This is a genomic window from Rhodospirillum centenum SW (genome assembly GCF_000016185.1).
Lineage (GTDB): Bacteria > Pseudomonadota > Alphaproteobacteria > Azospirillales > Azospirillaceae > Rhodocista > Rhodocista centena.
The window spans coordinates 893,345-904,091 of record NC_011420.2 but is presented as its reverse complement, the minus strand read 5'-3'; the positions used below and the strand labels follow the sequence as shown (position 1 = coordinate 904,091).

The window sequence follows — 10,747 nt, the reverse complement described above, 5'->3', positions numbered from 1 at the left end:
AGAGCCCCTGTGATTTCCTTCTTGTCACATACCGCCCCGGCGGCAGCGCGACGGCATGACCGTCCGGGCCGCGAGGTTTCCTGACGCCCGACACCCCCGGGCGACACCACCGGAAATTGCGACACCTCCCGACGACGGCCGCAGGCGCGGCCGCGACCGGGAAGCCGCGACCACCGGCGGTCCGTGCCGGACGCGCAACGGATCTTCGACCGCGACGCCACCACGACGATCGAAAAGACGGAGCCAAACGATGGCATACTCCTTCACCGATGAGCTGGTGAGCTGCATTCCGGCCCTGCATCGATACGCCTGCAAGCTGACGCGCGATGCCAATGCCGCGGAGGATCTGACGCAGGACTGCATCGCCCGGGCGCTCTCCCGGTCACACCGGTTCGAGCCCGGAACGAACATGCAGGCCTGGCTGACGACGATGCTCAAGAACCTGCACTTCAACAATCTTCAGCGCGAAAAGCACATGACGAAGGTGGAGCTGTGGGACCATGCCGCCTCGGTGGAGGCGACGCAGCTCTCGCGGCTGGTCTGCCGCGACGTGGACCGCGCCTTCCGGACCCTGACCCCGTGCCAGCGCAAGGTGGTGAAGCTGGTCGCCATCGAGGGCCGGCCCTATCAGGAGGCGGCGGAGAAGCTGAACGTCTCCATCGGCACCATCCGCTCCCGCCTGTGCCGGGCGCGCGAACGGCTGAACACCATGATGGCGGCCTGACGGCGGGAGCGCGGTCGGGACGGCGGGAGGCCCGGAACGGGCCTCCCGCCGGCGGTTCAGCTCTCCACCGGCTCGCCCCCGTTGGGATGCAGCACCTGGCCGCTGATGTAGGCGCTGTCGGCCGAGGCCAGGAAGACGTAGGACGGCGCCACGTCCGCCGGCTGCCCGGGCCGGCCCAGGGGTTCATCGCCGCCGAACTGCTCCACCTTCTCCTCCGGGAAGGTGGCCGGGATCAGCGGGGTCCAGATCGGCCCCGGCGCGACGCCGTTGACGCGGATGCCTTCGGGCGCGAGCTGGGCCGCCAGCGAGCGCACGAAGGTGACGATGGCGCCCTTGGTCGCGGAATAGTCCAGCAACTTGGGATTGCCGCGATAGGCGGTGACGGAGGTGGTGCAGATGACCGCGGCCCCCTTGCGCAGGTGCGGCAGGCACGCCTTCGTCAGATAGAACTGGGCGAAGATGTTGGTGCGGAAGGTGCGTTCGAGCTGTTCGGCGGAGATGTCCGCCAGGCTTTCGCAGACATGCTGTTCGGCCGCGTTGTTGACCAGCACGTCCAGCCGGCCGAAACGGTCCATGACCTGCCCGGCGAGGTCGCGGCAGGTGTTCTCGTTTCCGAGATCGCCACGGAAGGTCAGGCACTCCCTGCCTTCCGCCTCCACCAGCCGCTTCGTCTCCCCGGCGTCCTGATCCTCCTCCAGATGGGCGATGGCGACATCCGCCCCCTCGCGGGCGAAATGGACGGCGACGGCGCGGCCGATGCCGCTGTCGCCGCCGGTCACGAGCGCGACCTTGCCTGTGAGCTTGCCGCTGCCGCGATACTCCTCCCGGATGAAGACCGGGCGGGGCGTCATCCGGTGCTCGCGCCCCGGTTGCCTTTCCTGGTGCTGTGCCGGCTGACCGTGCGGCATTTCCCGTTGCTGGTCGGGGGGCATGGGTCCTCTCCGTTGACCGTGTCTCCGCCTCAACAGGGCCGGGAGCGCCCCGTTCCGGGAACAAGGTCCTGATCCCGATGTTGACTGTCTGGCCGCTGCGGCGACATTTTCTGCCTTGATCCGTCGGGAGAGCGGCAGAGGGTGGTCCGGACGATGTTGATGAAGAAACTGACCATGACCGACATCAACGCCTACCTCGACGGCGCGCTCAGCGAGGATGAACGGCGCGAGATCGAGGCGGCGATCGAACATGATCCGACCGCCCGCGGTCTGCTGGACCGCTATCGCCAGCAGGCGGACGAACTGCACCGCCTGTACGATCCGGTGCTGGACGAGCCCGTGCCGGCGAACATGCTGGCGCTGCTGCGTGGTCGTGGTCCCGCGCACGGGTGACGCCCCCTGTCTGCCGGCTTTCCGGTCCAGTGGCAGCCGTGCGTTCCCCAGCCGTCGGTCCGCCGGAGTCACCACGACCGCCGACGCCCCCGGGTCCGTTTCCATGATCCCCTGCCCCCCCGTTCCCCGACCGGACGGTGCCCGGCCCGCCCGGTCGAAGCCGCGCCGTCCGCCCAGGCCCGAGCTGAGACTCGGTCCCGTCCTGCTGGCGCGCGGCACGCAGGGCGGCCGCTGGCGCGTGTCCTGCTGCATGCTGTTCCGCGGCGACGCGGAACCGGCCGACCTCCGGGTGGAGGGCGTCTCGCTGCCCGTGCCGCCACGATTCCTGGCCGAGTGGAGCCTGGACGGCGGCGTGGTCGAGCGGCTCTGGCGCTACGATTTCGCCGTGCCGCGGGGCGTCCAGGACGGTCGCGCCGGGTACGGGCTGGACGGTGACGACCGGCGCTGGCACTTCGCCCTGCCCGGCACGCTGGTCCCGCCCCGGATCGCCTTCGCCTCCTGCGGCGGCTGCGAGGACGAGGCGGCGATCGCCGCCGCCGGCCTGTCGCGCAACGCCCGCTGGGGCCATCTGCTGGGCCGTCACCGGGCGGAGCCGTTCCACCTTCTGCTGCTGGGCGGCGACCAGGTCTATGCCGACGGGCTGTGGCAGGGCGTGGAGGGGCTGACCGCTGCCACCGCCGCCCGCCGCGGTTCCACCCCGCTGCCGCCCGACCTGCCCGCACGGCTGGACCGCTGGTATCTGGAGGTCTACCGGCATGGCTGGTCGCAGCCGGAGACGGCGGCCGTGCTGGCGTCGGTCCCGGCGCTGTGCATGTGGGACGATCACGACATCCTGGACGGTTGGGGTTCCCATCCCGACGCGGTATTGGACTCGGACCCCTACCGCGCCGTCTTCGCCGCGGCACGCAAGGCGTTCCGGCTGTTCCAGCTCGGCATGGCGGACGACCCGCCGGAAACCCTGCTGGCCGATCCCGGCACCGGCGTGCTGAGCCAGGGTCTGACCCTGAACGGGGTCGGGGTGCTGGCGCTGGACCTGCGCAGCGAGCGACGGCCGGACCGGGTGATGTCGGAGACGACCTGGGAGGCGCTGCCCGGCTGGCTGGACCGCTACCGGGGCGCCCGCCACCTGCTGCTGATGTCGGGCGTGCCGGTGCTGTTCCCCGGCCTGGGGCTGGCCGAGCGCATCCTGAACCTGATCCCCGGGCGGCAGCGGCTGGAGGACGACCTGCGCGACCAGTGGCGCAGCCCCGCCCACCGCGAGGAATGGATCCGCCTGCTCCGGCTTCTGGCCGGGTTCGTGCGGGAGACGCGCTGCCGCGTGACGGTGGTGTCGGGCGAGGTGCATCTGGGCGGCGTCGGGGTCCTGCGCGGGCTGGACCTGGAGATCTGGCAGCTCATCAGTTCGGGCATCGTGCATCCGCCGCCGGCCGGCTTCGCGGTGGACATGCTGGAGCGGCTGGCCGGCCGGCGCGAGCCCCTGGCCGACGGGCTGACGCTGGAGTTCCCCGGCTTCGCCGAAACCGGGCGCCGGCTGCTGCCGGCCCGCAACTGGCTTTCCCTGACCGGGCAGCCGGACGGCGCGCTGGAGGCGGAATGGCATGCCGAAGGCGCGCCCGCCCCGCTGCGGTTGACCCTGCCCACGCTCTTCTGAGGGACCCGGCGGCTTGACCCCGGACGCGCGCGGGCGCATGCCGGGAACCTGCCACATCGTCCGGATTCCGGAGGAATCGCCCGCCATGGTTTCCGCCATCGCCGTGCTGCTGACCTGCCAGTTGGCGGGAGAGCTGGCCGCCCATGCCCTCGGCCTGCCGGTGCCGGGCCCGGTGCTGGGCACGCTGCTGCTGTTCGCCTGGCTGCTGCGCCGGCACGGACCCGACCCAGCCCTGGAGGGGCTGGCGAAGGGCCTGCTCGGCAACCTGTCGCTGCTGTTCGTCCCGGCCGGCGTCGGGATCATGCTGCACGCCTCCCGCATCGGGGCCGAATGGCCGGCCATCCTGGGGGCGCTGCTGGTCAGCACGGTGCTGACCCTGGCCGTGACCGGCGCCGTCTTCCGCCTGCTGGCCGGGCGCGGGGAAGACCCGGCGCCAGCGGCGGATGACAGGGGCAGCGGGGCGGGCAGCGGGAGGGCCGGGGAATGAACGGGCTGGCCGACATCTGGGTCTATCTGAAGGCCAGCCCCCTGCTCTGGCTCACAGCCACCGTGCTGGCCTATCTGGTCGGGGTCAGGCTGTTCGAGCGGGCCGGCCGGCGGCCCTGGATGAACCCGGTCGCGCTGGCCGTGGTGTTGCTGATCGCCGTGCTGGTCACGACCGGGACCGACTACCAGACCTATTTCGACGGGGCGCAGTTCGTGCATTTCCTGCTGGGACCCGCCACGGTGGCGCTGGCCGTACCGCTCTGGCAGCACCGGGCGGAGGTGCGGCGCAGCGCCCTGCCGCTGGCGGCGGCACTGCTGGCGGGATCGGTGACGGCCGTGCTCTCCGCCGAGATGACGGCACGGCTGCTGGGGGCGACGCCGCAGGTGGCGGCCTCCATCGCGCCGAAGTCCGTCACCACCCCCATCGCCATGGGCATCGCGGAGAAGATCGGCGGCCTGCCGTCGCTGACGGCCGCCCTGGTGATCTGCACCGGCATCCTGGGGGCCGTGCTGGGCGGCAGCGTGCTGCGCCTGCTGCGGGTGCGCGACCCGCGGGCCGTGGGTACGGCCATGGGCACCGCCGCGCACGGGATCGGCACGGCCGCCGCCTTCCAGGCGCACCCCCTGGCCGGCACCTTCGCCGGCATCGCCATGGCCCTGAACGGGCTGCTGACGGCGCTGCTGGTGCCGGTGCTGCTGTCCCTGTTCCGCTGACGGAACGATGTCGCCGGTCAGAGCGGCTTCGCAACGACACCGAGAAAGCCGGGGACCGGCCGGCCCTTCTCCCAGCGCGGCTGATGCTCCTCCAGCAGCTCCAGGGTCAACCCGGCCGCTGCCAGGGCGGCGTGCAGGTGCGGCAACGAATGCGCATAACGGCGACCTTCATGCAGCCGGAAGCCGTCGCCGTCGGTCACCTCCCCGGTGAAGGCGAACCGCCCGCCCGGCGCCAGCGCCGCCGCGGCCGCAGCCATTACCGGATGCAGGTCGCCCAGATAGACCAGCACGTCGGCCGCCACGACCAGATCCCAGGTTCCCGGCCGGGCGGCGAGGCCGGCGGTCAGTTCAGCCACCCACAGCTCGTCATAGAGGCCGCGGGCCCGCGCCTTCTCCACCATCCGCGGCGACAGGTCGAAGCCGGCAAGGCTGCCGGCCAGGGAGCGGAGTTCAGCCCCGGCGAGCCCGGTGCCGCAGCCGGCATCCAGAACCCGCAGGGGGGCCCCGTCCGCAAGCCCCAGGCGCAGCAGCGCGGCCCGGATCGCCTGCGGTGCGACATAATGCAGACGGCCCACCAGATCGGTGTCGAAACGGTCGGCATAGCGGTCGAACAGGGCCCGCACATAAGCGGGAGCAAGGTCGCGTCCAGCGGCGCCGTCCAGACCCGCCAGCAGAGAGGCGGCGTGGGCGCCGGCATCGCCCCCGGCCTCCAGCACCTCCACCAGGAGACGGCGCGCCTTCTCCGTCTCCGACAGGGCGATCCAGGCCCGGCCCAACAGCAGCCGCGCGGCCGGCAGGCCGGGACCGTCGGGATCGGCGCGGCGCAGGGCCGGCTCCAGCATCTCGGCCGCGGTCAGCGGTTCGCCGGCGCTGACGAAGACCTCTGCCAGATCGCTGAGGCCGGCGAGGTCGGCCGGTCTGTCCGGCGCCAGGAAACGCGCCTCCCGCGCATGCTCCAGGGCGGTCTCCGACTCCCCCAGGCGGAGCAGCAGGCGGGCCAGACGGCGGTGCGTGGCGGCATCGTCCGGCCGCCGGACAAGGATCTCCCGATACGCGGTCACCGCCTCGGCGTCATGGCCCGCGGCCTCCAGGGCCGCCGCAAGGTCGCGCTGCCAGGAGAGGGGGCCGCCCCCGTCCGCCAGGGCCACGCGATAGTGGGCCGCCGCGGCGTCGAACTGGGAACGGCCGGCCAGAATCTCCGCGATCAGGGCGTTGGCTTCCGGCAAGTCCGGCTCAAGGACCAGGGCCGCCCGGGCCGAGACTTCGGCCGCGGCGGTATCGCCGCGCCCCAGCCCGGCATAGGCGGCAACCAGGGCCTCTTCCAAAGTTGCGGCGGACAGGGCCGCGACGGGAAGCGGAACGGCAGGCACAGCGGTGGCGTCGGCGCACCGGCAGGCGGAACACTCGGAGAGCGGCAGGGCCACGGTCGGGTCTGGGTCCGGAAAGGGAATCGGCGCCGTCCTGGGGACAGCGCCGATCACCAAGAATGCCCGTTTCCGGTGCGGGACGCAATGTCGCGCCCTGCGATCAGAAAAGGATCAGGCCTCCGCCGCCTTCATCATCGCGTACAGTTCGTCCTTGAGGTGGAGCCGGTGGCGCTTCATCGCCTCCATCCGCTCGTCACAGGCAGGCTCGATGTTATCGACCATGCGATGGATGGACTGGTCCACCTCATGGTACTCGTCGAACAGACGGGCAAAATGATTGTTGGTCGCTTTCAGTTCATGAATACGATCCCGATGCTCGGGAAATTCATGAAGAAGGTCGTGCCGGTCGCTCATGGACTGTCTCCTGATCCCGGCGTCTCTTCCAGCGAGGCCGCCACGGTCGGTCATCATCCAGGTCGATCAGGCCCAGGACATTGACCCAGGTCAACCCGGAGGGAGGGGGCGACGGGCTGTCGCGAACATCAATTGTTGACCTGCTGCGATTCTTCTGGGATGGGTATGCGGCCGACGCATGGTGCGCCGGACACAGTCAAGGGAGCGGTCACTGCATTCGGTAGCGGTGGCCTGATCGGAATGCCCGCAGGAGCGGGCCGTAACGCCCCGCGGAGCGCGGGGCCGCAACAAAGGAGCGGCCAATGATGGAGCGGATGCGCCGGCGGAGAACCGAGCTTCCTCGCCCTGAGTCCGTTCCCGATGTGGCCGATCCCGATATCTCCCCCGTCCGGCGCCCGCGGCTGGCACGCTTCCTCGCAGCCTCCGCCGTCTGCCTTCTGGCCGCTGCCGGAACCGCCCGCGCCGACAGTTGCGTCGATCATATCCTGAAGGCGGAAAAGGAACACGGCATCCCGCGCGGCCTGATGCTGGCCGTGGCGCTGGTGGAAAGCGGTCAGGACGGCCTGCCCTCCCCCTTCGCCGTGAATGTGAAGGGCCGCGCCGTCTACGCCCGGTCGGAGACCGAGGCCGCAAGCTATCTGCGTGACGGGCGCGGTCAGGTCCGCGGCGCCGTCACTGCCGGCTGCATGCAGATCTCCCTGGCGCATCACAGCGCCGCCTTCCGACCGGTCGAGAAGATCGTCGATCCTCAGCACAATGTCGGCTATGCCGCCCGGTATCTGGTGCGGCTGCGGAACGAGACGGGAAGCTGGGCCAAGGCCGTGGCCCGCTACAACGGCAGTGCCGGCAAGACGGCCCGCACCTACCAGTGCAAGGTTCAACGCCAGCTTGCCGCCCTGGGCGTGACCGAGGTGGCCCTGGTGGACGCCGCGAACTGCGGCAAGCGGCAGGAAGCGTCGATCGCCCCGCGGACCCGCCGAGCCTTCCAGCAAGCCGCCCTGGATCCGCTGAGCTGATCCCCCGCACCGGGATATCCCCCTGGGCTGATATCCTCCCACGCTGATATCCCCCGGGTTGACGCCCGCGCAGCCTTCAGCCCGCACGGGGCGACCACAGTCCCCCTGCCGCTCCGGAACAGTGGCTCCCGGTCCCCAGGCTGGACCCTGCCATGCTCAGGGAAGGCTTGGCGCAGACGCACCGGGAGGCCCATCCTCCGGGTCGCCCCCGCACCGCCCCCGCGACCCCATGCCGCTCCCACCGGCGCAGGCCGACTCCCCCACCGTTTCCATCGCCTCCGCCGTCGGCAGCATGGCCCTGGCGATCTTTCTGTTCGCCAGCATGAATGCGATGGTGAAGGCGCTGGGCGACACCTATCCGCTGAGCCAGATCGTCTTCTTCCGTGCCTTCTTCGCGCTCATCTCGATCTGGCCGATGATAAGGGCGGCGGGCGGGCTGCGCAGTCTGCGCACCGAACGCCCCTGGGGACACGCCTGGCGGTGCGCTGCCGGCGTCACGGCCATGGCCTGCGGCTTCGCGGCCATCATGATGCTGCCCCTGGCGAACGCGGCGGCCCTGGGTTTCACCGCACCGCTGTTCACCACCGTGCTGGCCGTGCTGATCCTGGGCGAGCGGGTGCGCTGGCGCCGCACCCTGGCCCTGATCCTGGGCTTCTGCGGCGTGCTGGTGATGCTGAGCCCGAAGCTGGGCCTGAGCGGCGATGTGCCGGCCGGCGCCACCACGGAAGGCATGGTGCTGGGCAGCGTGCTGGCGCTGGCGGGGGCTGCCTCTGCCGCGCTGGCCATGATCTCCATCCGCCGCCTGTCGGCGACGGAGCCGAGCACCACCATCGTCTTCTGGTTCATGATCACGGCCTGCGTGGCGAGCGGCATCCTGCTGCCCTTCCAGTTCGTCATGCCGGACCTGAAGGGACTGCTGCTGCTGGTGACCATCGGCCTGTTCGGCGGGGTGGCGCAGCTCCTGCTGACCCGGGCCTACCGCTCCGCCCCGGTGGCGGTGGTCGCGCCGTTCGACTATACCGCGATGGTGTGGGCGACGCTGTACGGCTACCTGATCTGGGACGAGGTCCCGGAGACCGCTGTCTGGATCGGGGCGGCCATCGTGATCGGCAGCGGCGTCTACATCACCCTGCGCGAGATCCGGCTGGGCGTCAGCAGGACCCCGCCTGTCCGTCTGCGTGGCGAGCTGCCCTAGGACCCGAGCCCCGATGAACTACCGCCACGCCTTCCATGCCGGCAATGCCGCCGACGTCATGAAGCACGCCGTCCTGGCCCTGCTGCTGGAGCGGCTGCGGGCCAAGCCGGCGCCCTTCTGCGTGCTGGACAGCCATGCCGGGATCGGCCGCTACGATCTGGACGGAGAGGAGGCGCGGCGCACCCGCGAAGCCGACGAGGGCATCCGCCGCCTGCTGGCGAGCCCCCTGCCCCCGCCGGCGGAGCTGGAGCCCTATCTCGACGCCGTGCGCGCCCTGAACGACGGAACCGGCGTTCGCTGGTATCCCGGATCGCCCCGGCTGGCACGGTCCTTTCTGCGTGAAGGCGACCGGCTGATCCTGGCCGAACTGCACCCCGAGGACGTCGCCACCCTGAAGGCGGAGTTCCACAGCGACCGGCAGGTGGCTGTCCATCACATGGACGGCTGGCTGGCGCTGAAGGCCCATCTGCCGCCGAAGGAAAAGCGCGGCCTTGTGCTGATCGACCCGCCCTTCGAGGCGGAGGACGAAATCGTGCGTCTGGTCGAAGGGCTGAAGCTGGCCTGGCGGCGCTGGTCCACGGGCGTCTATGCGCTCTGGTATCCGGTGAAGGACCGGGCCGCCGTCTGGCGCCTGCATCAGGCGCTGGAGGATACCGGCATTCCCCGGGTCCTGGCGGCCGAGCTGATCTGGGGCATCGACGACCGGCACGACCGGCTGAACGGTTCGGGCATGATCCTGGTGAATCCGCCCTGGCAGACGGACGCGGCGCTGGAGCGCGTCCTGCCGGCCCTGCACTCGGCCCTGGGATTCCGCGCCGGCGGCGGCCGGACGGAGTGGATCAGGGGCGAGTAAGGGAACGGACAGGAAAAGGGCGCCCACGGCCCGGCCGGGGCGCCCTCTGACCGATCGGGCAGGATCAGGCCGCCCGACGCTCGTCGTCCTGTGGACGGTTCCCGGTGCGGAGCTGCCGCATGGCAGCATCGGTGGACTGCGACGCCAGTTCCGACAGGCGGATCGACCGCCGGACCATGTGCTCCATCTCCTCCCGGACGATGTCCGACTGGGTGGCGATGACATCCTGCATCGTGCGCGCCCGCAGCAGGTTCTGCATCTGGTCGGCCCAGCGCTGCACCGACCCCTGGGTATAGTCCATCCACTCCTTCCAGAAGGTCTGGACACCGTCCGCCATGATGCTCTGCATCTGCACCATGGTCTCGACACTGCGGACGGTCCTGTCCGCCGCTTCCCGCCCGGCGCGGGCGGTCTGGTCCCGGGCGGCATCGGCAGCGTTGCGGGCGACCACTGCGGTCCGCCCGGCCGTATCGGCACCGGCGGAGAGCAGAGCGCCCGCCGTCCGCTCGACCGCTGCGGCTGTCCCGTGGGCTGCCTCCCCGGCCGTGCCCGCCGCCTCCCGGACGGTATCGCGCACGGTCTCCTCCTTGGTGCCGGTATCCTTGCCGGTGGTGTCCTTGGCGGCTTCCCGCTCACCGGTCCGCCGGGACGTCGCCTCGCGGGCCGATGCTTCACGGGTCGCCGCGTCCTTGCCAGCAGTCTCGCGGGCGGCCGTCTCGCGCCCGGAAGCCGTATCCTTCTCGTTCGCCATGGGTTCCTCCAGAGAATGGGCAGTGTCTGATGCGGTGATCTGTGTCTGATGCGGTGGTCTGTCCGGCCTGGAATCCGGCCGCGGGCATGTTCCGACCCTTTCCCGCCCACCGGGAGCGCGGGAAGGCCGCCGTTCATGCTGCGCCGCATTATTAGCATATCCGCATCCGGAGGTGGCGCGGAAACGGCCTCTGCCGCTGCGCGCACGACCATTACTCCGGATTACCTCCAAGGTCGTCCCCCCCGGGACCG

The 10,747-nt window shown here is 70.8% G+C and carries 12 protein-coding genes; 8 read left to right on the top strand and 4 right to left on the bottom strand.

Annotated elements, in window-relative coordinates; all coding sequences use genetic code 11:
* The first annotated feature begins 250 nt into the window (after positions 1-250).
* A complete protein-coding gene (locus RC1_RS04095) occupies positions 251-724 on the top strand; it encodes a sigma-70 family RNA polymerase sigma factor (protein ID WP_012566082.1) in 474 nt (157 codons plus the stop codon).
* Positions 725-780: 56 nt separating this feature from the next.
* Here RC1_RS04095 and RC1_RS04090 read toward each other — a convergent pair whose 3' ends face one another.
* The gene (locus RC1_RS04090; protein ID WP_202795585.1) at positions 781-1,632 is read right to left on the bottom strand and encodes an SDR family oxidoreductase; all 852 of its coding nucleotides are present in this window, start codon (positions 1,630-1,632) and stop codon (positions 781-783) included.
* A 183-nt stretch (positions 1,633-1,815) separates the two neighbouring features.
* Between RC1_RS04090 and RC1_RS04085 the strand changes: the two genes are divergently transcribed.
* From RC1_RS04085 to RC1_RS04070, 4 genes are all read left to right on the top strand, one after another.
* On the top strand, positions 1,816-2,049 hold the full coding sequence (locus tag RC1_RS04085; RefSeq protein WP_041785123.1) for an anti-sigma factor family protein: 234 nt from the start codon (positions 1,816-1,818) through the stop codon (positions 2,047-2,049).
* A 103-nt stretch (positions 2,050-2,152) separates the two neighbouring features.
* Positions 2,153-3,700 carry an alkaline phosphatase D family protein gene (locus RC1_RS04080; RefSeq protein ID WP_148213377.1) on the top strand — a complete coding sequence of 516 codons (1,548 nt, stop codon included), beginning with the start codon at positions 2,153-2,155 and terminating at the stop codon, positions 3,698-3,700.
* Between the two features lie 85 nt (positions 3,701-3,785).
* Positions 3,786-4,187, top strand: coding sequence for a CidA/LrgA family protein (locus tag RC1_RS04075; protein WP_012566078.1), 402 nt, complete (start codon positions 3,786-3,788; stop codon positions 4,185-4,187).
* Positions 4,184-4,900: an LrgB family protein gene (locus RC1_RS04070; RefSeq protein ID WP_012566077.1), complete on the top strand. Its 717-nt coding sequence runs from the start codon at positions 4,184-4,186 to the stop codon at positions 4,898-4,900. Before RC1_RS04075 ends, RC1_RS04070 begins: the two co-directional genes overlap by 4 nt.
* A 17-nt stretch (positions 4,901-4,917) precedes the next feature.
* Here RC1_RS04070 and RC1_RS04065 read toward each other — a convergent pair whose 3' ends face one another.
* Together RC1_RS04065 and RC1_RS04060 are read right to left on the bottom strand one after the other, a co-directional pair.
* Positions 4,918-6,270 (bottom strand): methyltransferase domain-containing protein, encoded by a 1,353-nt coding sequence (locus RC1_RS04065; RefSeq protein ID WP_184446261.1) that lies wholly within the window; start codon positions 6,268-6,270, stop codon positions 4,918-4,920.
* Between the two features lie 168 nt (positions 6,271-6,438).
* Positions 6,439-6,681 carry an HP1242/YdcH family protein gene (locus RC1_RS04060; RefSeq protein ID WP_041785122.1) on the bottom strand — a complete coding sequence of 81 codons (243 nt, stop codon included), beginning with the start codon at positions 6,679-6,681 and terminating at the stop codon, positions 6,439-6,441.
* A gap of 362 nt (positions 6,682-7,043) precedes the next feature.
* Here RC1_RS04060 and RC1_RS04055 point away from each other — a divergent pair, with 362 nt between their 5' ends.
* The 3 genes from RC1_RS04055 (at position 7,044) to RC1_RS04045 (ending at position 9,745) form a co-directional block, all read left to right on the top strand.
* Positions 7,044-7,697: a transglycosylase SLT domain-containing protein gene (locus RC1_RS04055; RefSeq protein WP_234703827.1), complete on the top strand. Its 654-nt coding sequence runs from the start codon at positions 7,044-7,046 to the stop codon at positions 7,695-7,697.
* Positions 7,698-7,926: 229 nt separating this feature from the next.
* Positions 7,927-8,892, top strand: a complete 966-nt coding sequence (locus RC1_RS04050) for a DMT family transporter (RefSeq protein WP_012566073.1) — start codon at positions 7,927-7,929, stop codon at positions 8,890-8,892.
* Between the two features lie 13 nt (positions 8,893-8,905).
* Entirely contained in the window at positions 8,906-9,745 is an 840-nt protein-coding gene (locus RC1_RS04045) for a 23S rRNA (adenine(2030)-N(6))-methyltransferase RlmJ (protein WP_012566072.1), read from the top strand.
* 64 nt (positions 9,746-9,809) lie between these two features.
* Here RC1_RS04045 and RC1_RS04040 read toward each other — a convergent pair whose 3' ends face one another.
* Positions 9,810-10,496: a phasin family protein gene (locus RC1_RS04040; RefSeq protein ID WP_012566071.1), complete on the bottom strand. Its 687-nt coding sequence runs from the start codon at positions 10,494-10,496 to the stop codon at positions 9,810-9,812.
* Positions 10,497-10,747: the final 251 nt, after the last annotated feature.

What these genes read in the sequence shown, in the direction of transcription:
- RC1_RS04095 (WP_012566082.1), top strand. Translation starts at nt 251, where the DNA reads ATGGCATACTCCTTCACCGATGAGCTGGTGAGCTGCATTCCGGCCCTG.
- RC1_RS04090 (WP_202795585.1), bottom strand. Translation starts at nt 1,632, where the DNA reads ATGCCGCACGGTCAGCCGGCACAGCACCAGGAAAGGCAACCGGGGCGC.
- RC1_RS04085 (WP_041785123.1), top strand. Translation starts at nt 1,816, where the DNA reads ATGAAGAAACTGACCATGACCGACATCAACGCCTACCTCGACGGCGCG.
- RC1_RS04080 (WP_148213377.1), top strand. Translation starts at nt 2,153, where the DNA reads ATGATCCCCTGCCCCCCCGTTCCCCGACCGGACGGTGCCCGGCCCGCC.
- RC1_RS04075 (WP_012566078.1), top strand. Translation starts at nt 3,786, where the DNA reads ATGGTTTCCGCCATCGCCGTGCTGCTGACCTGCCAGTTGGCGGGAGAG.
- RC1_RS04070 (WP_012566077.1), top strand. Translation starts at nt 4,184, where the DNA reads ATGAACGGGCTGGCCGACATCTGGGTCTATCTGAAGGCCAGCCCCCTG.
- RC1_RS04060 (WP_041785122.1), bottom strand. Translation starts at nt 6,681, where the DNA reads ATGAGCGACCGGCACGACCTTCTTCATGAATTTCCCGAGCATCGGGAT.
- RC1_RS04050 (WP_012566073.1), top strand. Translation starts at nt 7,927, where the DNA reads ATGCCGCTCCCACCGGCGCAGGCCGACTCCCCCACCGTTTCCATCGCC.
- RC1_RS04045 (WP_012566072.1), top strand. Translation starts at nt 8,906, where the DNA reads ATGAACTACCGCCACGCCTTCCATGCCGGCAATGCCGCCGACGTCATG.
- RC1_RS04040 (WP_012566071.1), bottom strand. Translation starts at nt 10,496, where the DNA reads ATGGCGAACGAGAAGGATACGGCTTCCGGGCGCGAGACGGCCGCCCGC.